This window comes from Ruegeria sp. CI8, from assembly GCF_056536865.1.
On record NZ_JBQFQL010000003.1, the window covers coordinates 1 to 20,708 of the forward strand.

Genomic DNA, 20,708 nt, shown 5'->3' on the forward strand with positions numbered 1-20,708 from the left:
CGTCATTGGTGACATAGACGGCCGAGACGATCATCGTCACGATCGGCAGCCAGGCCAGCGGCGAGACCGGTTTGAACACCTGGATCAGCGGGTTCAGCGCCGCGTTTGCGGTGGGCGACAGCCCCGCCGCGATGCCCAGCGGCACCGCCACGACCGTGGCGATCAGGAACCCGAAGAACACGGTTTTGATCGAGGTCCAGATCTGCTGGTAGTAGGACGGCGCGCCGGTATAGGCGACCTGCTTGACCTCGTCCGCGCGTCCGGCCTCGATCAGCTTCTGGTTCCGCTTTTCGACCATCGCCTCGAACTTGGCACGTTTGGCGGCCTTGGCCTGAGCGTCCTGATTCAGGTTGACCATTTCCTCCCAGACCTGCGCCGGGCCGGGTACCGCCCCAAGCGAGGTCTGCACCTTTGGCGCCAGCGTCGCCCACAGGAGCAAAAAGGCGCAGATCGACAGGATCGGCACGATCAGCAGCCGCCAGATCTCGGCCATCTGGGCGCGGGGATTGTCGCCGGCGGCGGCCTTCAGAACCGGGGTGGCCCAGCTGAGGCCCAGCACCTGGAACCATTTGTCGGCGGCGTTGATGCGGGTGAATAGACGGGCGCGGCGCGCGTCCCGTGCGGCGTCTGCGTTGAATTCCGGATCGACCGTTGTCATCTGATGCGTCCTTGCGATGGCGGGGCGTTTCAGGGGCCCTGCCCGACCGCAGCCGGGCAGGGCGGTTCGGGGTCAGCCTTGGATTTCGGTCCCGACGACCTTCTGGTCGCCCTTCAGGCCGATCGGCAGGCTTTCGAGATAGGCGTTCGGCGCGTGGCCATCGAAGGGAATGCCGTCGATGATGTCCTCGGCTGGGGTGGGCGCCTTGTAGCCGTCGCTGTCCCAGGGGAAATCGGCCTCGTCCGCCAGGCCTTCCTCGACCAGAAGGCGCGCGGCCTGCAGATAGATCTCGGGCTTGTAGACCGACTTGGCGACCTCGTCATACCAGCTGTCTGCCTTGGCTTCGGGGATCTGCCCCCAGCGGCGCATCTGGGTCAGGTACCAGACCGCGTCGGAATAGAACGGATAGGTCGCGTTGTAGCGGAAGAACACGTTGAAATCGGGCACCTCGCGCTTGTCGCCCTTTTCGTATTCGAACGTGCCGGTCATCGAGTTGGCGATCACCTCGTAATCGGCCCCCACATATTCCGGGCGGCTGAGGATCTCGACCGCCTCGGGACGGTTGGCATTGTCGTTCTCGTCCAGCCACATCGCCGCACGGATCAGCGCCTTGGTCACGGCCAAGGTGGTGTTCGGGTATTCCTCGGCGAATTCGGCAGTGATGCCGAACACCTTTTCAGGGTTGTTCTTCCACAGCTCGTAATCGGTGATGACCGGAACGCCGATGCCCTTGAACACCGCCTGCTGGTTCCACGGCTCGCCTACGCAATAGCCATGGATCGTGCCGGCCTCGAGCGTCGCGGGCATCTGCGGTGGCGGGGTGACCGACAGGAACACGTCCGCGCCGATCTGACCGGTCACGTTTTCAGGGCTGTAATAGCCCGGGTTCAGCCCCCCGGCGGCCAGCCAGTAGCGCAGTTCGTAATTGTGGGTCGAAACCGGGAACACCATGCCCATGTTGAAAGGCTTGCCCTCGGCCTTGTACTTCTCGACCACCGGAGCCAGTGCCTCGGCGCTGATCGGATGCTGCGGGCGGCCGTCGTCCATCACCGGGATGTTGGGTTTCATCTCCGCCCAGACCTCGTTGGATACCGTGATGCCGTTGCCGTTCAGGTCCATCGAGAAGGGCGTGATGATATGCGCCTCGGTTCCATAACCAATGGTCGCCGCCAGCGGTTGACCGGCCAGCATATGCGCACCGTCCAGCTGGCCGCCGATCACGCCGTCCAGCAGAACCTTCCAGTTGGCCTGCGCCTCGAGCGTCACGAACAGGCCCTCGTCCAGGAAATACCCCTGCTCATAGGCAACGGCCAGCGGCGCCATGTCGGTCAGCTTGATGAAGCCGAAGGTCAGTTCGTCCTTTTCCAGCTCCAGCATTTCTGCGGTGGCCGGCGCAACAAGGGCTGTCGTCGCAACAAGACTCAGAATGAGTTTTTTCATCTTTGTTCCTTTCGGTCCGGCCCAAACCGGGCTGGGTGGCGACCCGAGCAACGTTCGGGCCAAAAAAAAGCCGCCGACACACACCGCCGGAAGGAGAAGGCGGTTGGTCGAGCGGCTTTGCTCAGAAGTTTTGCCCAAGACATCGGGCGAATTCCTACGGTGGGCGACGTTGCCTGCCGTTGTCCTGATAAAGGCACCGGTGAGCAGATGAGTCATCCGAAATTGACGGCCATCAGGTGAAAATTCTGCAACGCAGCATAATTTGACGCTGCAGTGCAAAAAAATTAGGCGCACTTACTGGGAAGGCTCAAAAATCCGACTGTCGAAAAAGACGTTTTGCGGCAACATCAACTTTCCACCCGGGCCGGACACTAGCGTCGGGTCGTTGCCGGCACCCTCGGGCTTTTCAGAATCGGCGGGCATGACAACACCGATTCCCTGCAGCTCGCGCCGATACAGGTCACTTTGGAACACATCGGCTGCCGTACGCTCGGCATCTGACGGATCCAGTCCATATCTTCGCGCCATGTGGTGCGCGATCCATTTGGCCTGACTGCGCCACGGAAAACCCGTCGCGCCTTCATGAAAAGTGACAAAACGGTCGACCTGACGCTGGTCGCCGCGCGCTGAAATCGCAAATTGGCCGGTCAATGCCCGGTCGACCAGGTCCGCGGGAACATCAAGATAGAGCCTTTGCGCCAGCATCTCCGACGCCGTGGTCAGGCTTTCGGAATTTGAAAGCCATCGGCCCGCCCGCCAGATCGCCCGCAGCACCGCGCCCGTCAGATGTGGTTCCGTCTGCGCCCATTCCGTTCGCACGGCCAGCACCTTTTCAGGGGCGCAGGACCAAATCGCGTTTCCCGGGAGCAGGAGCGCACCCACCCGGTCATCGACGGAAAACGACCCCCAGGGCTCTCCCACGCAGAAAGCATCGATCTCCCCGGCGGCCAGGGCCTGGGCCATCAACGGTGGGGGAACAGTGCGGATCTCAACCTGGGTCGAGGCGAGTTCCGTGCCGCTGACCCAATATCGCAGCAGTTCCACATGCATGGAAAACGGAAACGGAACCCCGAAGGTCAGCGTTCCACCGGCCGCCTTTGCCAAGGCCGCTCCGGCCGCAAAAGCATCGCTGAAGTCGAAGGCATAGCCATTTTCGCGCAGCCGCGCCTCCAGTTGGCGGCCAACGCCGATCACGTTTCCATTGACCGACAGGACCGATACGGCCGAAAGGGGCGTGACGATCCCCCCAAGCCCCAGCGCCATGGCCACCGGGACAGGGGACAGCAGATGTGCCGCATCAACATGACCGAAGGCCAGCATGTCCCGCAACGAGGACCAGGACGGGGCGGGGCGCAGGTCCAGAGAGATGCCCTCGGCCTGATCATATCCCATCTCGTGCGCCACGATCAGGGGGGCTGCATCGACCAACGGCATATACGCCGCTCGGAGCGAGACCGCCCTCATGACAACAGCCCCGAAGCGGTCACCAAAGCCTCGGCCACATCGGCCACCCGACGATTCTGATTCATGGCGGTCTTGCGCAGCAGGGCATAGGCTTCATCTTCCTGAATGCCTTTTGCTTTCATCAACAGCCCTTTCGCGCGGTCGATCACCTTGCGCTCTTCCAATGCGCGTCTGGTTTCGGCCAACTCGGTCCGCATCTGGCGCAGTACTTGGAAACGGGCGATGGCGGTGTCGATGATGGGCTTGACCCTTTCGGGATGCAGACCGTCGACGACATAGGCCGAGACACCTGCTTCGACCGCAGCTTTGGACAGGCCGCCTGCAGCCCCGGATACGAACATGGCAACCGGCCGCTCCATCGGGCCGGAGGCGGTTGTCAGTTCTTCAAGCATGTCCCGAGATGGATTGTCGATGTCGATCAGAACGACATCGGGATTGTGGACAGCAATCTTGCGCGGCAATTCAGACACGCCATCGATCACGTGCGCCTCGACGCTCCCCGCCGCTTTCAGGGCCTCGAGGATCGCATCGGCGCGGTCCGGGTTCTGTTCGACTACAACAACGGTCAACGTTTGGTTCATAACATCGAACTGACCAAGCAGGCAGAGCGAGGCAATGCCACCCTCGGAGCGCTGCGCTCAATTCCCTGGGAAGCGCCTATCCAGATGGCAGATCGTGCGCGGATGCCGAATAATTCATCACGTTGCTGCCCCGGACATGTTTGGAGATACGACCAACCAAAAAAAGGCGCCACAGGGCGCCTTGTTTTATTGGTCGGAGTGAGAGGATTCGAACCTCCGACCCCTGCCTCCCGAAGACAGTGCTCTACCAGGCTGAGCTACACTCCGACCGTGGCGCGTGATCTATACCCAGTGGATTTGATGCGCAAGAGGGATTCTGTGTGCTTTTTGTCCGAACTGACTCTGCCGCTTGGACCCACAGGAATTGACGGGTCAGGGCAGGGCCTCGGTTTGATAGAGGCGGATCTTCGTGCCGCCATGATCGACGATCGGACCCGGCGGGAGCAACGGCAGGCGGGTGGCGCGCGCCAGAGACTGGTTGCTGGTGACGACGCCGACACGCCAGCCGGAAAACCTGGACAACATCACCTTGCCAAAGCTGCCATACAGCGACCGCAGGCGTTTTTCATCGCCGATGCGTGCCCCATACGGTGGGTTGACGATTACCAGGCCCGGCCCGCCCATGGGCGGTTTCAGGTCAGCGACTGCGCGTTTTTGGAATTGCGTCGCGCCGTCCACTCCGGCGCGGCTGGCATTTGCCTGCGCGGCCGCGATCGCCCCGTCATTCCGGTCCGAGCCATAGAACGCGGTATCTGTCTGCGTCGCGACCCAGTCGGCGCGGAGTTCCGCCCAAGCCTTGGGGTCGAATCCGGCAAATTCCTGAAAGGCAAAGGCTCTGTCGCGGCCGGGCGGCAGGCCCAGAGCGATCTGGGCGGCTTCGATCACGAAAGTGCCCGAGCCACACATAGGGTCCAGTACCGGCTCAGATCCGTCAAAGCCGCAATTGCGCAGAAACATCGCCGCCATCGTTTCGCGCATAGGGGCCTTGGCCACCGCTTCCTTGTGCCCGCGCTTGTGCAGCGCCTCTCCGGAACTGTCGAGGGAAAGTGTGCAGATGTCTTTCTCGATTCGCAGCAGAACACGGACCGTCGCCTCGGACGAGATCGGAGCCCCCAACGTGTCAGAGATTGCGCCTTCAATCCGTTGCCGTGCGGCGCCGGCATGATAGATGCGGGATTTTCGGCTAGTGGCCTCAACCCGAACCGGGACGTCGGGTTTCAGAAAATCTCCCCACGGAAACCTTCGTGCCCGCTTGTCCAGCTGAGCCAGATGCACAGCCGGGAACGAACCCACCCGAACCAATACCTTGTTGGCCCCGCGCAACTGGAGATTGGCCCGCCAGACCTCGCGCAGGTTGCCACGAACCGTGACACCACCGGGCGCCAGCCGGGCCTCAGCGAATCCGGCCTCCTGCGCTTCGGCGAGGAGGGGAGCCTCCAGACCGGGTGTCGCGACCAGAAAAATCTCAAGATCGGTATTCTCCATTCCGGCTGCTTATATCAGCAGGGCCATCCGTGCGACACGAAATTTCCTACCAAGTTTTTGGTACTCCGCCCGTGGTTTCGGGTAAAAATAGCTACACGACGCGCGATTTGGGCGGTAACAGGTTTGCGTTTGGCCGCTTCGCCGCGTAAAGGGGCCGTAATCAGAGAGACGCCCGCGGATTTCGGCCGGTCCTCGTCGTTTTTACGACGGGCTTGACGAAACTCCGCGCTATTCAGTGCCCAAAGCAAAGGGCCCTGTATGACGGGCGCAAGAAAAAGGCTTGGAAGAACGTAGCGACATGCAAACTTTCAAACTGAAAAAGGGACTGGACCTTCCGATCGAGGGATCGCCTGAACAGGTCATTCAGCCAGGGCCAGCATATTCTTCGGTTGGCGTGCTGGGTGGAGACTATATCGGTCTGAAACCCCGCATGCTGGTTCAGGAAGGGGACACCGTCCAGCGCGGCACGCCGCTGTTCTGCCACAAGGACGCGCCCGAGGCGATGATGGTTGCGCCGCTGACCGGCAAGGTCGTGGCCATCAACCGCGGTGCGCGGCGCGTGTTGCAGAGCATCGTCATCGAAGTGTCGGACCCCAACGACCCCGGCGTCGATTTCTCGGGTGTGGGCGATGCCGAGACCGCACAGGGCCTCACCGCCAAGCTGTGCGCCGCCGGCCTATGGACCGCGTTCCGCACGCGGCCCTATTCCAAGATGCCGCAACCGGGCACCGCGCCCGCCGCGATTTTCGTCACCGCCATGGACAGCGAGCCGCTGGCTGCCGATGCCGCGCTGATCATCAATGACGCGAGCGAGGCCTTTGCCGCCGGTCTGGCCGCCGTGGCCAAGCTGACCGAAGGCAAGACCTATCTGTGCCAGAAGGATGGCGACACGATCCCCGGCGCCGATCTGCCGGGCGTCGAGGCTGCGGCCTTCAGCGGCCCCCATCCGGCGGGCCTGGCCGGGACGCATATCCATTTCCTCGAACCCGTGACCGCCGCGAAAACCGTCTGGACCATCGGCTATCAGGACGTGATCGCCATCGGGCGGCTGCTGCAGTCGGGCCATCTGGACCCGAACGTGGTGGTGGCCCTGACCGGCCCCGGCGCGCGTCAGCCGCGTCTGATCCGCACCGTCATGGGGGCCTCGACCGAGGATCTGACCCGCGACGAGAAAAATGTCGACGGCGAGGCCCGCGTCATTTCCGGCTCGGTCCTGTCGGGGCGTCACGCCACCGGGCCGTTCGCTTATCTGGGACGCTTCGCGCGCCAGATCTGCATCATCCGCGAGGATCACGACCAGATCCCGATGGGCTGGATCCGTCCGATGCCGTCGAAATACGCGGTGCAGCCGGTTCTGGGTTCGGCCTTTGCCAAAAAGCTGTTCGCCTTCACGTCGAACCTGAACGGTGGCCGCCGCGCCATGGTGCCCACCGGTACCTTCGAAGAGCTCATGCCGCAGGATTACCTGCCGACGCAACTGCTGCGGGCGCTGTTGGTGATGGATACCGACACGGCGCAGGCCCTGGGCGCGCTGGAGCTGGATGAAGAGGATTTGGGCCTTGTGGGCTTTGCCTGTCCGGCCAAGTATGAATACGGGCTGGCGCTGCGCGACTGCCTGACCAAGATTGAAAAGGAGGGCTGATCCACATGGGTTTGCGCAGCTTCTTTGACCGGATCGAGCCGAACTTCACCAAGGGCGGCAAGTACGAGAAGTTCTTCCCCATCTACGAGATGGTGGAAAGCTTCATCTACACTCCGAAAACCGTAACATCCGTGGCACCGCACGCGCGGTCCTACGTGGATATGAAGCGGATCATGACCTATGTCGTGATCGCCACGATCCCCTGCATCCTGTGGGGCATGTACAATACCGGGTTCCAGGCCAACTCGGCAATCGCGACGCTGGGCCCGGAGTCGGCAACCGGTTGGCGCATCGCCGTCCTGCAGGCCTTGGGCATTTCTCTGGACCCGTCCAGCATCTTTGCCAACGTGATGCACGGGCTGATGTATTTCCTGCCGATCTACATAGTCACGCTGGTCGCGGGCGGCACCTTCGAGGTGATTTTCGCCACCGTGCGCGGGCATGAAGTGAACGAGGGCTTTCTCGTCACCTCGATGCTGTATACGCTGATCATGCCGGCCACCGCGCCGCTGTGGCAGGTGGCGCTGGGGATCATCTTTGGTGTGGTCATCGGCAAGGAAGTGTTCGGGGGCACCGGCAAGAACTTCCTCAACCCCGCGCTGGTGGGGCGCGCCTTCCTGTATTTCGCCTATCCCGCATCCATGTCGGGCGACGCGGTCTGGACCCCGGTCGACGGCTTTTCCGGCGCGACCGCGTTGGCCGTTTCGGCCGCTGACGGCTATCAGGCGCTGGCGGCCGAGGGCATCACATGGTGGAACGCCTTCTTCGGCTCGATCCAGGGCAGCTTTGGTGAGACATCGACCCTGGCATGCATGATCGGGCTGGCCTTCCTGCTGATGACCAAGATTGCCAACTACCGCCTGATCGTGGGCTGTCTGGCAGGGACCATCGGCTTTACCCTGCTGCTGAACCTGATCGGGTCGGACACCAACCCGATGTTCGCGATGCCTTGGTACTGGCACGTCGTGCTGGGCGGTTATGCGTTCGGTCTGGCCTTCATGGTGACCGAGCCGGTCTCGGCCAGCCACACCAATATGGGCCGCTATATCTATGGCGCGCTGATCGGGGTCATGGTCGTGATGATCCGGGTGGTGAACCCGGCCTTCCCCGAAGGCATGATGCTGGCCATCCTGTTCGGCAACGTCTTTGCGCCGCTGATCGACCATTTCGTCGTTCAGGCAAACATCAAACGGAGGGCGCGTCGCCATGTCTGATACGCAATCCCCTGAACCCAAAGGCGCCATCGCCCGGTTCCTGGCGGCCTCGCCGGACTCGGTAGGCAAGACGATCTTCATCGCGGTCGCCGTGTGCCTGGTCGCTTCGATGATCGTGTCGGCAGCGGCGGTCAGCCTGCGCCCGGTGCAAGAGGCCAACAAGCTCAAGGACAAGCAGATCAACGTTCTGCAGGTCGCGGGGGTCTATGAGCCGGGCATCGACGTGGCCGAGGCTTTTGCCGCTTTCGAACCGCATGTGCTGGAGCTGGCGACGGGTGAATTCGTCGACGACCAGTTCGACCCGGCCACGTTCGACGACATTGCCGCCGCCAGTGACCCCGAGTTGAGCGAGCCGCTTGCCGACGACCCTGCCGGCATCGGCCGCAAGGCGAAATACCGCGTGATCTACCTGCTGCGCGACGAAAACGGCGCGCTGGACAAGGTGATCCTGCCGGTCCACGGCTATGGGCTGTGGTCCACGCTCTATGGCTTCATCGCGCTCGAAGCGAATGGCAACGACATCTTCGGGCTGCAATTCTACCAGCACGGCGAAACGCCGGGCCTGGGGGCCGAGGTGGACAACCCGCGCTGGAAAGCCCTCTGGAGCGGCAAGAAGCTGCGTGACGATGCGGGTGATCTGCAGATCACGGTCGCCAAAACGATGCCCGCCGCAGGGCCTGACTTCTATATCGATGCGCTGGCCGGCGCGACCCTGACGACGGTCGGCGTCGACAACCTGGTGAAATTCTGGATGGGAGACGCGGGCTATGCTCCGTTCCTGGCCAAGCTGCAAGCAGGAGAGATCTGATGTCACAGACCAAGAAAGATCTGCTGGTCGACCCGCTTGTCGACAACAACCCGATCACGTTGCAGGTGCTGGGCATCTGCTCGGCGCTGGCGGTAACTTCGTCGCTGCAGGTGGCCTTCGTGATGTCGCTGGCGGTGATGTTCGTGACGGCGTTTTCGTCCTTCTTCATCTCATGCCTGCGCAACCAGATCCCTGGCTCGATCCGGATCATCGTACAGATGGTCATCATCGCGTCTCTGGTGATCCTAGTCGACCAGATCCTCAAGGCCTATGCCTTCGAGATCTCGAAGACGCTGTCGGTTTTCGTGGGCCTCATCATCACCAACTGCATCGTGATGGGCCGGGCCGAGGCCTTTGCCATGAAGAACCCGCCCGTGGCGTCCTTCATCGACGGCTTGGGCAACGGCATGGGTTATGGCCTGATCCTGATGCTGGTCGGCGTCATCCGCGAGCTGTTCGGCTCGGGCTCGTTGTTCGGGGTGACCATCCTGGAAACCGTGAACAATGGCGGCTGGTACGTCCCCAACGGCCTACTGCTGCTGCCGCCGTCGGCCTTTTTCATCATCGGCCTGATCATCTGGGCCTTCCGCACGTGGAAGCCGAACCAGGTCGAGGAACGTGAATACAAGATCCAGCAGGTAGAGGCGCACTGATGGAAGGTCTCATCTCACTGGCCGTAAAGGCCATCTTCGTCGAAAACCTCGCGCTCAGCTTTTTCCTGGGCATGTGTACCTTCATCGCCGTGTCGAAAAAAATCTCGACGGCGCTGGGGCTCGGGATCTCGGTCATGGTCGTGCAGGCCATCACCGTTCCGGCCAACAACCTGTTGCTGAACTACCTGCTCAAGCCGGGTGCGCTGGCGTGGGCCGGGTTCCCGGATGTGGACCTGACCTTTCTCGGCCTGATTTCATATATCGGCGTGATCGCGGCGATGGTGCAGATCCTCGAGATGGTTTTGGACAAGTATTTCCCGCCGCTTTACAACGCGCTGGGTATCTTCCTGCCGCTGATCACGGTGAACTGCGCCATCCTGGGCGGCTCGCTGTTCATGGTCGAGCGCGACTACAACTTTGCCGAGGCCACAACCTATGGCCTGTCCTCGGGCTTTGGTTGGGCGCTTGCGATCACCGCCATGGCGGGCGTGCGCGAAAAACTGAAATATTCCGACATTCCGGACGGACTGCAGGGCCTCGGCATCACCTTCATCACCGCAGGTCTGATGGCGATGGCCTTCATGTCCTTCTCGGGCGTCAAACTGTAAAGGGGCAGGGGCATGGAAACTTTCTCGCTCGGCGTTGTCCTTTTCACCCTGATCGTTCTGGCCCTGGTCGCGCTGATCATGGCGGCCCGGTCTCGGCTGGTTTCATCGGGCAACGTCAACATCACCATCAACGGTGAGAAAACCATCTCGGTTCCTGCCGGCGGCAAGCTGCTGCAGACGCTGGCAGCCGAAAAGCTGTTCGTTCCGTCGGCCTGTGGCGGCGGCGGTACCTGCGCGCAGTGCCGGGTGCGAGTGCTGGAGGGCGGCGGGTCGATCCTGCCAACCGAAGAAAGCCACATCACCAAGCGCGAAGCCACCTGCGGTGACCGTCTGTCGTGCCAGGTGGCCGTCAAACAGGACATGAAGATCGAAGTTCCCGAAGAGGTCTTTGGCGTCAAGAAATGGGAATGCACCGTCCGGTCGAATGACAACGTGGCGACCTTCATCAAGGAACTGGTGCTGGAACTTCCCGAAGGCGAGGATGTGAATTTCCGCGCGGGCGGGTACATCCAGATCGCCGCCCCGGCTCACAAGGTCGACTACAGCGATTTCGACGTCGCCGAGGAATACCGTGAGGATTGGGACAAGTTCAACCTGTGGCAGTACAAATCCACGGTTACCGAACCGATCGAGCGCGCCTATTCGATGGCCAACTACCCCAACGAAAAAGGCATCATCATGCTCAACGTGCGGATCGCCTCGCCCCCGCCGGGGTCCGAAGGCATTCCGCCCGGGCAGATGTCGTCCTACATCTTCAACCTGAAGCCGGGTGACAAGGTTACGATCTCGGGTCCGTTCGGGGAATTCTTCGCGTGCGACACCGACAAAGAGATGGTGTTCGTCGGTGGTGGCGCAGGTATGGCCCCGATGCGCAGCCACATCTTCGACCAGCTCAAGCGTCTGAACACCAAACGCAAGATCACCTTCTGGTATGGTGCGCGGTCGCGCCGCGAGATGTTCTATGTTGAAGATTTCGACCAGCTGGCCGCCGAGAACGAAAATTTCGAGTGGCACGTTGCTTTGTCCGACCCGCAACCGGGCGACGCTTGGGATGGCTACACAGGGTTCATCCACAACGTTCTGTTCGAGGAATACCTCAAGAACCACCCGGCGCCCGAAGACTGCGAATTCTACATGTGCGGTCCGCCAATCATGAACCAGTCAGTCATCAACATGCTGCTGGATCTGGGTGTTGATCGCGAAGACATCATGCTGGACGACTTTGGTGGCTAAGACAAAACCGGCGCAATCTTGCGCCGGTTTCATTTTGTAACATCAAAACCCAAAACGTTGCGTATTGCCGTCAGTGGGTCAACGCGGTTGTCCCGCAGGCTGCGTTCTACCAACGCCAACGTCCGTTCGACACGACGACGATACCCAAGACCCTGTAGCCGGGGAAAACGCCGCCCTTGGCGGCTATCCAAAAATCCCAGCCAGATCACGTATCGCAACAGGAAATAGGCTCCGGCCCTGAGCCCACCCGACGAGAACGTGCTGCATTCCCCATCGCAATCAGCGCGGTGGTCGCTGCGCCATTCAGCGTGGACACAAAAGCAAGGACGCAGAGCACAGCGGACCAAGCACCAGCACGCCAGTCAGAAGACTGAACAGGCCGGCGGCAACCCACAGGGCCTGGGACCTTGCGGACAGTGGTTTCACAGTCAGAAAATGTCTCTCATTTCAGTGTGCTGCGCGGGTCAGAGCCGCAGATCACTGACGCGGCGCGGCAGGCAGGATTTGACGTCGAACAGGACATTCCGGGCCTTTCCGAACGCTCGGATTTCGGCCGGATCCATCGCAAGATATGCGTCATGGGCAACGGCAAGGACGATACCGTCATAGGTGCCGGGCTTGGGCTGCTCCAGCAGGTCGATCCCATACTCGTCACGTGCGGCTTGCGGGTCGGCATGGGGATCGTGAACGTCCACGGTCACGCCGTAGCTCTGCAACTCGTGAACGATGTCCACGACCCGGGTATTTCGCAGATCAGGGCAGTTTTCCTTGAAGGTTAGCCCCATGACAAGGACCCGGGCGTCCGTCATCTCAATCCGCTCGCGGATCATCCGCTTGACCAACTGGGACACGACATATGCGCCCATTCCATCGTTCAGGCGCCGCCCCGCCAGAATGACCTGAGGATGATGGCCAACGGCCTCGGCCTTGTGGGTCAGGTAGTATGGGTCGACCCCGATGCAATGCCCACCGACAAGGCCGGGGCGGAAGGGCAGGAAATTCCATTTGGTGCCCGCCGCCCGCAGCACCGCATCGGTGTCGATGCCGAGGCGCCCGAAGATCATGGCAAGTTCGTTCACCAGGGCGATATTCAGATCGCGCTGTGTGTTCTCGATCACCTTCGCAGCCTCGGCCACGCGGATGCTTTCGACCTTGTGCGTTCCCGCCCTGATGATCCGCGCATAGAGCGCGTCCACCAAATCGGCGGCCTTAGGCGTCGATCCGGACGTCACCTTGCAGATATCGGCGATGCGATGCGCCTTGTCGCCGGGATTGATCCTTTCAGGACTGTACCCGGCAAAGAAATCCACGTTGAAACGCAAGCCGGATTCCCGCTCGAGGATCGGGACGCAGTCTTCCTCGGTCGCGCCGGGGTAGACGGTTGATTCATAGATGACCAGATCACCAGGCTTCAACACCCGTCCAACCGTTTCAGAGGCGCCTAGCAACGGTGCAAGGTCTGGCTGTCTTTGTGCCGTGATCGGTGTGGGCACCGTTACGATATACGTGTCACAGTCAGCCAGATCGGCGGGGTCAGTGGTAAACCTAAGACCCCCGGCGGCGGACAGCTCGTCTTCGCTGACCTCATGCGTGGCGTCTTTGCCCTGGCGCAACGCGTCGATGCGCGTGGGATTGATATCAAAGCCCAGAACCGGTCCGATCTTGCCAAAGGCGGCGGCCAGCGGCAGGCCGACATAGCCCAGACCGATCACGGCGATCCGACGGGAATTGGGGTTCGTTTCAAGCATACGTCAGGTCCGGGTCACTAGATCATTTGCCGTGGTATTCGCGGAACCATTCGACAAACTGAGCGATTCCATCCTTGAAATCGGTCTGCGGACGATACCCGGTCAGGCGTTGCAGCAGGTCGGTATTGGCCCATGTCGCCGGAACATCACCCATCTGCATGGGCATGTAATTCCGGATCGCCTTCTTGCCCACGGCTTCCTCGATTGCTTCGACGAAATCCATCAGACGCACCTTGTCACCATTTCCGATGTTGACCACACGATAGGGCGCGACCGGCGAAAGGCTGTCACCCTCCTCGATATCCTCAGGGCTGTCCGGACGGACGGGGACCGCATCGATCAACAACCGGATCCCGCGCACCAGGTCGTTCACATTGGTGAAGTCGCGATACATTTCGCCGTGATTGTAGATGTCGATCGGGCGCCCATCCAGAATTGCATCGACAAACTTGTACAGGGCCAGGTCTGGACGGCCCCAGGTGCCGTATACGGTGAAGAACCGGAACATGGTCGTGGGCAGATCCCAGAGATGAGCATAGGAATGTCCCATCGCTTCGTTCGCCTTCTTGGTGGCAGAATAGATCGTCAATTGGGTGTCGGCCTTTTCCACCTCGGTAAAGGGCATGTCTTCGTTTGCCCCATAAACCGAAGAGGTAGATGCCATGAGCAGGTGACCGACCTTGTGCTGACGGGCCACCTCCATCACGTTGAACGTACCCACAACGTTTGAATCGATATAGCTGCGCGGGTGTTCAAGGCTGTAACGCACACCCGCCTGGGCGGCGAGGTGAACGATAACCTCGGGCCGGAATTCGTCTGCAACCTGCATGAGGCGTTCGTGGTTTTCCAACAAATCCTCGGTTGCCGAGAAGCCGGGCGTCTGCAACAGCATCTGATGGCGGCGTTGTTTGAGAGTGACGTCGTAGTAATCCGTCATCCCGTCATAGCCATGGACCTGAAATCCTTCGGACAACAGCAGCTTGGCCAGGTGGAACCCGATGAAGCCCGCAGTGCCCGTAATCAATACCCGTTGCATGAAACCCTCGAACGCAAATCAACAATCCCGACCATCAGGGACCCTTTCGACCCGTCAAGGTCAAGGGGATTATCGGTCGGTGGGGCCTCATATCCGATGCAGGGCGGGGCGCGTCAACCATTTGCCGCGTCCAACCCCGCATTGACCAGCGAGGGCAGAAATTGATCCAGCGCCCGACCCAAGGTCGTGATCGGCTGTTCCTGGATGAAGACATTATCGTTGGGGCGCAGTTCCATACGGGTCGCGATCGACAATGCCGAGGGATTGCGCGCATCCAGGTGCCAGGCAGTGACCGCGCCGAAGCCCTCAGGCTTGGGAGAGGCACGCAGTACATAGATTTGCGACGCGTCTGCCGTTCTGGTGCTGTAACCGCCTTCGCCGAACAAAGCATCGGCCTGGCTCAGTTGCTGGCTGTAGGGCAGGGGAACACGAGCGTTCTTGCGGAACTCTCCCCCAGATAGACATAGTCGCGCTGTTCGGCACCCAGTCGGCTGCGAACCGTGAAATTGTCGCGTGTTTCCGTCAGTTCGGCGCGGCGCAGTCCGACCTCCTGTTCAAGTTCGGTCAAGGCAGCCCCCTTAGCCTGACGGTTCAGGCTGATGACTTCGATCTGATCGCGATAAAACGCAAGAGCCCGGTCCAGGTCATAGCTGGTATCGGCAAACACCGCGTCTCCGTTCAAAAGGACAAGTTGACGAAACTCCGGTCGGGCCAAATTGTCGCGCAACGGAATCTGATACAAATCCCAACTGCGGTAGATGCGGATCGTGCCCAGCTCTCGATCCCGGGTCGTCAGGCCTCCGGCCGCGGCAATCGCCTGACCGGGCGTCAATGGAGCGACGGTCAGCGGCACCACGACCGACGTTGCAACCTGCCCGCCTACCGCGACGTGTTTCGAGTTGTACGCCACCACCTCCAGCAACACGGCCGGGTTGCGCTGGCCTCTGGCCAGCGCGTCGAACACAGCCGTTTCCGCCTCACTTATCGTCCGGCCGGCGACTTGAACCCGACCGGCGCCGGGGATCGAGATCGTGCCGTCATCGCGCACGGTGAAGGTATCCCGCTGAGCGCCTGAGCCAGCAAGTTCGGCAACCCGTGCGGGGCGTATGCTCGCCACCACATCACCCGTTCCCAGGTGGAAAGGTGGAGCCTTCACACGCGGAGGCGCGCGCCACATCCGCCACCACATCGGCATCTGCAAAGACATCGTCGGAATGCAGCATTCCGATGACATCGCCCCGACAACGCCCGATCCCTCGGTTCAAGGCGTCGTACAAACCCTGATCCGGCGCAGAATGCCAGTTCAATGGGCGCTCGCCCTGCCAATTGAGGAGCACATCAAGCGTCCCGTCTATCGAGCCTCCATCCTGTTCCAGATGCTCGATCTGCGAATGGCTTTGCTCGCCAACGGATGTCAGCGCTTGGGTGAGCGTGTCAGCCCGGTTCGATACAGCCGTAACAATGGAAATCCTCATATGTTCGACCGGATGTCAGGCATCGGGCAAACGAATGTCGAACAACAACCCAAAGGAGGACCGTCTGTCGCTGACAAAACGGACACCGCTGGCTTCAAAGGCTCGCCACAATTTGCCCAGGTTCTCCTTCCGCGACCGAGGTACCCCGTCCACCTTTTCGTACCGAGTGATGGTGGCAGCACCCACACCGGACCGCTCGGCCAATTCCCGAACGGACCAATTCAGTACACCACGCGCCGCGCGCAACTGCATTCCGGTCAAGATCTCTGCGTGACTGTTCCGCACTACCGCGGCAGCCCGCATTCTGCAATGGTTTTTGTTTGGCAATAGCTACCGCACCGGAAGAGACTCCAGTCAATCTTTACGCGAGCGCAACTCATGCACCACATCTCTCAGATGAGAGATCGATTTTCAATCGCAAATGTTGTTGCTCAAAAAAACGGAGGGCACGGCATCAGTTTTTTTGACGAAATGACAACCACAAGACCGAGATCGGATCTTCATCTTAGGTGCGGCGAATAACGGTTTGTTAACCATTTCCGCTCAGTCTCCGAGGAGATTACGTAGGGCAGATCAGTGAAGCAGTGGACCGTTCTTGTTGGTGTTTGGGCCGCGGTGGCCCCTTGGCCGGTAAAGGCGCAGGATCAGTCGGCGATAGAGTCCGCGGTCTCCATTCAAGTGTTTGGATCGCGCAACGTGGTCCGAGCGCGGTGGATGCGCGATGGCGGTCTTAAAGTCAGATGCGACAGGACAAGCAGGGCGGAAACCAACCCAGAGGTTCCGCATGTCACACCTGCATCAACGAACCTTGTCGGCTTATTGGCGCCTGCGCTCGGTCTAGGAGCGGCGGTGGCAGCGATCGCGTCCGGTTCAGCTACTCCCACATCGACCAGCAGCACGGGGCGCAATTGATGGCAACCATCAATCAGAGCACTGCTGAATGCCTAAACCAATCAGTTCGCGTCCAAATACGCGGTAGTGCCCATTTTCCCGATGGCGCGCGACCTGCATGTACCCTGGTCGCAACCCGTCCGGGTAAGAACTGGCTACAACTCGGCTCCAGTATTCGAAACTGGCGTCATTCACGGGCAAGCCCCAAAAGCTGGGGCCATGAAATCCAAAGACCGTATCAGGCTCGGTACAAGCGCTCTCGGCCCCCAGATACATTATACAGGACGACAGGCAATAATGCCCGCGGATTTCCACCAGGTCGCCGCGCGCGCGCAGGTGATCCAGCTGTTCCGCGCAGCGATCAATGCGACCGCCGATATCATTCCTTGCGACAAGGACATGCAGACCCGCCCGAACAGGGACTGAGGCTAGTGGAAACGCGATCAGCGCGATGGCCAATGCACCGGCTTGCAACATCTTGCTCAGCAGAATCCGTGAATTGCCCGCCTTCATGTCGACTTCCCAAACAATCATTTCCACCTGACTGCAAAGGTGTGCCGAGAAAGATTAACAGCCTGATAAATTGTCATTTTTCAGAAAACGCGAGGCTGAAACCGTGACGACTTCGATTTCGACAGACCTTCAGAACACTGCCCGTTGCCCCGACAGCTGGTTTGCTGCGCAATTGCGCCCGAACATGAACCTGATTGCCGAACGGAACCTTGCCCGACAAGGATTTGAAACCTTCAACCCCGCAAGGCTCGAAACGCGCAGAAACCGTGGGCGCTTGCGGACCGAGGCGCGGCGATTGTTCCCCGGCTATGTCTTTGTCCGATTCAATTCGGCCGAGCCTGGATGGGAGGCCATCAACAGCACCCGCGGCGTGATTCGGCTGGTGACCGGACCAGCCGCCGTGCCACAGGCCTTGCCGCTCGCATTTATGGCCGAGTTGTTCCGCCGATGCGACGGAACCGGCTTGCTGCACCCGGATCCGTCCCTCAAGCAGGGTGATGCGGTTCGGATTTCGCACGGGCCGTTCTCGGGCATTCTAAGCCGGATCGCGGAAATGGACACTCAGGAGCGCGTGCACCTGCTGATTCACATCATGGGTCGGAAGGTCCGAACCGCCGTACCCAGATCCGCGGTACACAAGGTGACCCAAGCCGTGCCCGCATGAATTGGTCAACCGGCTGCTTCGCCCAGTCCGGCGGCTCCGACATCTGCGTACAACATCCGGATGTCGGCGATATGTCCGAGCATTCCAGACCGATGAACAAGGAACCGTTTACCAGCCGCGGCATCCCTTGGACCGGCGCATTCTCGGGCAACGACCCTGATGCAGCAATGCCGCATTCAGTTGGCGTGTGGCGGGATGCAATCGACACAGGATGGTCTCGACCCGCAACAATGACGCCCATCCCGGAAGCCACCGAAGTGGCTGTTCCACCAGCGGTTTGTTAGACCACCAGTTGCCCGGTCGTGACCGTGTCAGCCTCGACGTGGAACTCGATGCGTTCGCCTGATGGATCGGTCCAGTAAAGTAATGAGACTGGTCCTGTCCCCTGAACAATCTGCAGATTCCCTGACAGAGTGAGGGACACGACGACGGATGCACTGGGATCTGAAAGATGGCCGCAAAACATGGATAGAACATCACCCGCCCGCTGGACTGGGGTATCCTGTGTCGCGATGTATGACGAGGGGCCGTGACCTTTCTCCAAATGAGCGCCCCAGATCAGCACGTATACCGGTTGGGTCGAGCTGGTATCGTAGTCGTCCTCAGAGCTGTAAATCTCGAAGTCTGTACCTGCCGACTGGGTGGCTACTACGGTGATCGCGCAGTGATACCAACCGTTTCCAGCATTCTGGATCTGCGCGGTATGCACATAATTCACCGTGCCGGTTACCCCGTTCGTCAGATCGAAATAGGTATCCTTAAATAATCCGCGCGTTCGTTCACGTAAAAAACATAGGGCCGGTCTCCGGCCTTGGCGTAAATCGAAAACGTCAGAGTGTCGCCCGAAGTGTAGCTCACGGACTGCCGAACCGCGCCGTCGTATGTCGAGGCGGTGCTGGTCAAGCGCGTTGCCGACATTGACCCATCCGTACTGAAACCCGCGTTCGGTGTAATGCTCGACCGTGTGCGGGACCAGGCGGAATTGCCAAAATCACTTGTCCAACGCAGCAGGTTTGTCCTTGCGTGGCCCTCGATCAACAGCCCGCGGCTGAGCCATTGCCCATCCTCGAACACGTGGTCGTACCGCGGCTTTCCAATAGCCGCGGTCGACACCACACCGGACGAATTGGTGCAAGTAACGACGGTGGAGCGCAAAAAATCAAACAAGTCCGCGAACGCAACCGCTTGGCCGTTCAACCCGCGATGCAGATTGGTCCGGAAATCCGAAACCACATCTGGTACAAGACCGCCAGCTATGTAGGGGCCCCAAGGGTTGGGCAAAGACTACCTTCGACCGTTGAAGGCAAGCCAGCCTCTTTTGAAACGTCCTCCTGGTTTCATGGCTTATCCAACCAAAACAGTTCCAACCAAAACAGTTGCCTTGGCATTGTCACCGACCAGCCATAGACGCTCGCCAGCTTTCATCTGCATCGCAAAAGACCGCCCCGATTGAACCGTGTGACTCAAAGCCGCTTCCAATTCAGGGATGGCATCGTCAGCGGTGATTTCAAACCGGATCGATGCACCACCGACGTTGCTGAGAAGAATATCCTGGTCCGCGGCCGCATCGTGGCGGTTTTAGACAGACCACTGCGCGGCCGGTTTGTAAGTCATCGACAGCATGGAAAGCTCCTGTTGTTTTTCGGCGGCCACTCTAATGCCGAGGACCCTTGCGTTACCCGCCCGCCTCAATAACCTGTTGTTCAAAACTACGGCGGTGGCGTCAGCCGGCCCTGTCCGCCATTGCTGCCTGGGCCACAGCGCGATAGGGAACAGGTCTGATGATAGGATCGTGGATCAAAAAACTCAGGCGAGGCACGGACGAGCCTGAGCAGGAATCGCTGCTGGAGACCCTCGCACCCGATCAGCGGTTCTATGTCGTTGGTGACATACACGGGCGACTGGACCTGTTGCAGCAACTGCTGACCCGGCTCGATCCAGACATTCCTCTGGTATTTGTCGGGGACTATGTCGACCGTGGAGATTACAGCGCTCAGGTTTTGCATCACCTGCGGCATCTTTCGGAAAACGGCGAGCGTGAAGTGATTTGTCTGCTGGGCAATCATGAAGAGATGCTGCTTCGATTTATCGAGGAACCCAAGCGGACCAGTCGCTTGTGGCTGGGAAACGGTGGGCTTCAGACACTCGCGTCGTTCGGCCTGACGGGAATAACCGAAGCGACAATGGGCGAAGATGCTGTCCAAATCTCGCATCAGTTGCGGTCTGTGATTGGCGACCCGGTTCTGACTTGGCTCGAGAACCGGCCACTGACCTGGTCAAGCGGGAATGTCTCGATCGTCCACGCGGCCCTTGATCCGGCTCTGCCAATCGATGACCAACCGCGCCATGTCTGTTTGTGGGGGCACCCCAATTTCCTGCCCACCGCTCGATTGGATGGCCAATGGGTCGTGCACGGGCATACCATCGTCCCAGATCCAAAAGTCAGTGGGCGGGTGATTTCGATCGATACCGGCGCGTTTGCGACCGGTCGGCTCACGGCGGCAGACATCAGCCCGGGCATCGTCAATTTCGTATCAACCGGCCCCGGCAATGAAGCCTCGGACACCGCCGGTCGGGCATGATGGCCATGGTCAA

Annotated in this window: 21 protein-coding genes and 1 tRNA gene; 8 read left to right on the top strand and 14 right to left on the bottom strand. The window is 60.3% G+C overall.

What is annotated here, in order from left to right:
• The 6 genes from ACR0DA_RS13385 to ACR0DA_RS13410 all read right to left on the bottom strand — a co-directional run.
• Nucleotides 1–658, bottom strand: a 658-nt coding sequence (locus tag ACR0DA_RS13385; protein WP_480754418.1) for an ABC transporter permease, incomplete at its 3' end; no start/stop codon positions are given.
• Between the two features lie 72 nt (nt 659–730).
• Nucleotides 731–2,098 (bottom strand): CmpA/NrtA family ABC transporter substrate-binding protein, encoded by a 1,368-nt coding sequence (locus ACR0DA_RS13390; protein ID WP_170359409.1) that lies wholly within the window; start codon nt 2,096–2,098, stop codon nt 731–733.
• A 294-nt stretch (nt 2,099–2,392) separates the two neighbouring features.
• Nucleotides 2,393–3,562 (bottom strand): ABC transporter substrate-binding protein, encoded by a 1,170-nt coding sequence (locus ACR0DA_RS13395; protein ID WP_480754419.1) that lies wholly within the window; start codon nt 3,560–3,562, stop codon nt 2,393–2,395.
• Nucleotides 3,559–4,143 (bottom strand): ANTAR domain-containing response regulator, encoded by a 585-nt coding sequence (locus ACR0DA_RS13400; protein WP_170341425.1) that lies wholly within the window; start codon nt 4,141–4,143, stop codon nt 3,559–3,561. The genes ACR0DA_RS13395 and ACR0DA_RS13400 overlap by 4 nt, the downstream gene beginning before the upstream one ends.
• A 190-nt stretch (nt 4,144–4,333) precedes the next feature.
• A tRNA-Pro gene (locus tag ACR0DA_RS13405) sits at nt 4,334–4,410 on the bottom strand.
• 105 nt (nt 4,411–4,515) lie between these two features.
• Nucleotides 4,516–5,628, bottom strand: a complete 1,113-nt coding sequence (locus ACR0DA_RS13410; RefSeq protein WP_170599994.1) for a THUMP domain-containing class I SAM-dependent RNA methyltransferase — start codon at nt 5,626–5,628, stop codon at nt 4,516–4,518.
• A 298-nt stretch (nt 5,629–5,926) separates the two neighbouring features.
• Between ACR0DA_RS13410 and ACR0DA_RS13415 the strand changes: the two genes are divergently transcribed.
• From ACR0DA_RS13415 to nqrF, 6 genes are read left to right on the top strand one after another with little or no spacing between them, the layout of a single operon-like run.
• Nucleotides 5,927–7,270 carry a Na(+)-translocating NADH-quinone reductase subunit A gene (locus ACR0DA_RS13415; RefSeq protein ID WP_480754421.1) on the top strand — a complete coding sequence of 448 codons (1,344 nt, stop codon included), beginning with the start codon at nt 5,927–5,929 and terminating at the stop codon, nt 7,268–7,270.
• 5 nt (nt 7,271–7,275) lie between these two features.
• Complete coding sequence (locus tag ACR0DA_RS13420) at nt 7,276–8,484, top strand: NADH:ubiquinone reductase (Na(+)-transporting) subunit B (RefSeq protein ID WP_170367306.1); 1,209 nt, start codon at nt 7,276–7,278, stop codon at nt 8,482–8,484.
• The gene (locus ACR0DA_RS13425) at nt 8,477–9,292 is read left to right on the top strand and encodes a Na(+)-translocating NADH-quinone reductase subunit C (RefSeq protein ID WP_170359420.1); all 816 of its coding nucleotides are present in this window, start codon (nt 8,477–8,479) and stop codon (nt 9,290–9,292) included. The genes ACR0DA_RS13420 and ACR0DA_RS13425 overlap by 8 nt, the downstream gene beginning before the upstream one ends.
• A complete protein-coding gene (locus ACR0DA_RS13430) occupies nt 9,292–9,945 on the top strand; it encodes an NADH:ubiquinone reductase (Na(+)-transporting) subunit D (RefSeq protein WP_170341481.1) in 654 nt (217 codons plus the stop codon). The genes ACR0DA_RS13425 and ACR0DA_RS13430 overlap by 1 nt, the downstream gene beginning before the upstream one ends.
• Nucleotides 9,945–10,553, top strand: a complete 609-nt coding sequence (gene nqrE / locus ACR0DA_RS13435) for an NADH:ubiquinone reductase (Na(+)-transporting) subunit E (RefSeq protein WP_039526851.1) — start codon at nt 9,945–9,947, stop codon at nt 10,551–10,553. The genes ACR0DA_RS13430 and nqrE overlap by 1 nt, the downstream gene beginning before the upstream one ends.
• Before the next feature lie 12 nt (nt 10,554–10,565).
• On the top strand, nt 10,566–11,786 hold the full coding sequence (nqrF, locus tag ACR0DA_RS13440) for an NADH:ubiquinone reductase (Na(+)-transporting) subunit F (RefSeq protein ID WP_480754423.1): 1,221 nt from the start codon (nt 10,566–10,568) through the stop codon (nt 11,784–11,786).
• A 464-nt stretch (nt 11,787–12,250) separates the two neighbouring features.
• Here nqrF and tviB read toward each other — a convergent pair whose 3' ends face one another.
• From tviB to ACR0DA_RS13470, 6 genes are all read right to left on the bottom strand, one after another.
• Nucleotides 12,251–13,534, bottom strand: coding sequence for a Vi polysaccharide biosynthesis UDP-N-acetylglucosamine C-6 dehydrogenase TviB (gene tviB, locus ACR0DA_RS13445; RefSeq protein WP_480754425.1), 1,284 nt, complete (start codon nt 13,532–13,534; stop codon nt 12,251–12,253).
• Between the two features lie 22 nt (nt 13,535–13,556).
• The gene (locus ACR0DA_RS13450; RefSeq protein ID WP_170599989.1) at nt 13,557–14,570 is read right to left on the bottom strand and encodes a GDP-mannose 4,6-dehydratase; all 1,014 of its coding nucleotides are present in this window, start codon (nt 14,568–14,570) and stop codon (nt 13,557–13,559) included.
• Nucleotides 14,571–14,683: 113 nt separating this feature from the next.
• Complete coding sequence (locus ACR0DA_RS13455) at nt 14,684–14,956, bottom strand: hypothetical protein (protein WP_480754427.1); 273 nt, start codon at nt 14,954–14,956, stop codon at nt 14,684–14,686.
• Nucleotides 14,957–14,970: 14 nt separating this feature from the next.
• Nucleotides 14,971–15,804 (bottom strand): polysaccharide biosynthesis/export family protein, encoded by an 834-nt coding sequence (locus ACR0DA_RS13460; RefSeq protein ID WP_480754429.1) that lies wholly within the window; start codon nt 15,802–15,804, stop codon nt 14,971–14,973.
• A complete protein-coding gene (locus ACR0DA_RS13465; protein WP_480754430.1) occupies nt 15,692–16,045 on the bottom strand; it encodes a glycosyltransferase in 354 nt (117 codons plus the stop codon). Before ACR0DA_RS13465 ends, ACR0DA_RS13460 begins: the two co-directional genes overlap by 113 nt.
• 921 nt (nt 16,046–16,966) lie before the next feature.
• Nucleotides 16,967–17,470 (bottom strand): hypothetical protein, encoded by a 504-nt coding sequence (locus tag ACR0DA_RS13470; protein ID WP_480754432.1) that lies wholly within the window; start codon nt 17,468–17,470, stop codon nt 16,967–16,969.
• 82 nt (nt 17,471–17,552) lie between these two features.
• Here ACR0DA_RS13470 and nusG point away from each other — a divergent pair, with 82 nt between their 5' ends.
• Complete coding sequence (nusG, locus tag ACR0DA_RS13475) at nt 17,553–18,113, top strand: transcription termination/antitermination protein NusG (RefSeq protein WP_480754434.1); 561 nt, start codon at nt 17,553–17,555, stop codon at nt 18,111–18,113.
• A 280-nt stretch (nt 18,114–18,393) separates the two neighbouring features.
• Here nusG and ACR0DA_RS13480 read toward each other — a convergent pair whose 3' ends face one another.
• Both ACR0DA_RS13480 and ACR0DA_RS13485 read right to left on the bottom strand, forming a co-directional pair.
• Nucleotides 18,394–18,822, bottom strand: coding sequence for a phage head spike fiber domain-containing protein (locus ACR0DA_RS13480; RefSeq protein WP_480754436.1), 429 nt, complete (start codon nt 18,820–18,822; stop codon nt 18,394–18,396).
• A 29-nt stretch (nt 18,823–18,851) separates the two neighbouring features.
• The gene (locus ACR0DA_RS13485; RefSeq protein WP_480754713.1) at nt 18,852–19,346 is read right to left on the bottom strand and encodes a phage head spike fiber domain-containing protein; all 495 of its coding nucleotides are present in this window, start codon (nt 19,344–19,346) and stop codon (nt 18,852–18,854) included.
• Nucleotides 19,347–19,894: 548 nt separating this feature from the next.
• On the opposite strand from ACR0DA_RS13485, the gene ACR0DA_RS13490 reads away from it, so the two are divergent.
• A complete protein-coding gene (locus tag ACR0DA_RS13490) occupies nt 19,895–20,695 on the top strand; it encodes a metallophosphoesterase family protein (RefSeq protein ID WP_170599974.1) in 801 nt (266 codons plus the stop codon).
• Nucleotides 20,696–20,708: the final 13 nt, after the last annotated feature.

What these genes read in the sequence shown, in the direction of transcription:
- ACR0DA_RS13390 (WP_170359409.1), bottom strand. Translation starts at nt 2,098, where the DNA reads ATGAAAAAACTCATTCTGAGTCTTGTTGCGACGACAGCCCTTGTTGCG.
- ACR0DA_RS13395 (WP_480754419.1), bottom strand. Translation starts at nt 3,562, where the DNA reads ATGAGGGCGGTCTCGCTCCGAGCGGCGTATATGCCGTTGGTCGATGCA.
- ACR0DA_RS13400 (WP_170341425.1), bottom strand. Translation starts at nt 4,143, where the DNA reads ATGAACCAAACGTTGACCGTTGTTGTAGTCGAACAGAACCCGGACCGC.
- ACR0DA_RS13410 (WP_170599994.1), bottom strand. Translation starts at nt 5,628, where the DNA reads ATGGAGAATACCGATCTTGAGATTTTTCTGGTCGCGACACCCGGTCTG.
- ACR0DA_RS13415 (WP_480754421.1), top strand. Translation starts at nt 5,927, where the DNA reads ATGCAAACTTTCAAACTGAAAAAGGGACTGGACCTTCCGATCGAGGGA.
- ACR0DA_RS13420 (WP_170367306.1), top strand. Translation starts at nt 7,276, where the DNA reads ATGGGTTTGCGCAGCTTCTTTGACCGGATCGAGCCGAACTTCACCAAG.
- ACR0DA_RS13425 (WP_170359420.1), top strand. Translation starts at nt 8,477, where the DNA reads ATGTCTGATACGCAATCCCCTGAACCCAAAGGCGCCATCGCCCGGTTC.
- ACR0DA_RS13430 (WP_170341481.1), top strand. Translation starts at nt 9,292, where the DNA reads ATGTCACAGACCAAGAAAGATCTGCTGGTCGACCCGCTTGTCGACAAC.
- nqrE (WP_039526851.1), top strand. Translation starts at nt 9,945, where the DNA reads ATGGAAGGTCTCATCTCACTGGCCGTAAAGGCCATCTTCGTCGAAAAC.
- nqrF (WP_480754423.1), top strand. Translation starts at nt 10,566, where the DNA reads ATGGAAACTTTCTCGCTCGGCGTTGTCCTTTTCACCCTGATCGTTCTG.
- tviB (WP_480754425.1), bottom strand. Translation starts at nt 13,534, where the DNA reads ATGCTTGAAACGAACCCCAATTCCCGTCGGATCGCCGTGATCGGTCTG.
- ACR0DA_RS13450 (WP_170599989.1), bottom strand. Translation starts at nt 14,570, where the DNA reads ATGCAACGGGTATTGATTACGGGCACTGCGGGCTTCATCGGGTTCCAC.
- ACR0DA_RS13460 (WP_480754429.1), bottom strand. Translation starts at nt 15,804, where the DNA reads ATGTCATCGGAATGCTGCATTCCGACGATGTCTTTGCAGATGCCGATG.
- ACR0DA_RS13465 (WP_480754430.1), bottom strand. Translation starts at nt 16,045, where the DNA reads ATGAGGATTTCCATTGTTACGGCTGTATCGAACCGGGCTGACACGCTC.
- ACR0DA_RS13470 (WP_480754432.1), bottom strand. Translation starts at nt 17,470, where the DNA reads ATGATTGTTTGGGAAGTCGACATGAAGGCGGGCAATTCACGGATTCTG.
- ACR0DA_RS13490 (WP_170599974.1), top strand. Translation starts at nt 19,895, where the DNA reads ATGATAGGATCGTGGATCAAAAAACTCAGGCGAGGCACGGACGAGCCT.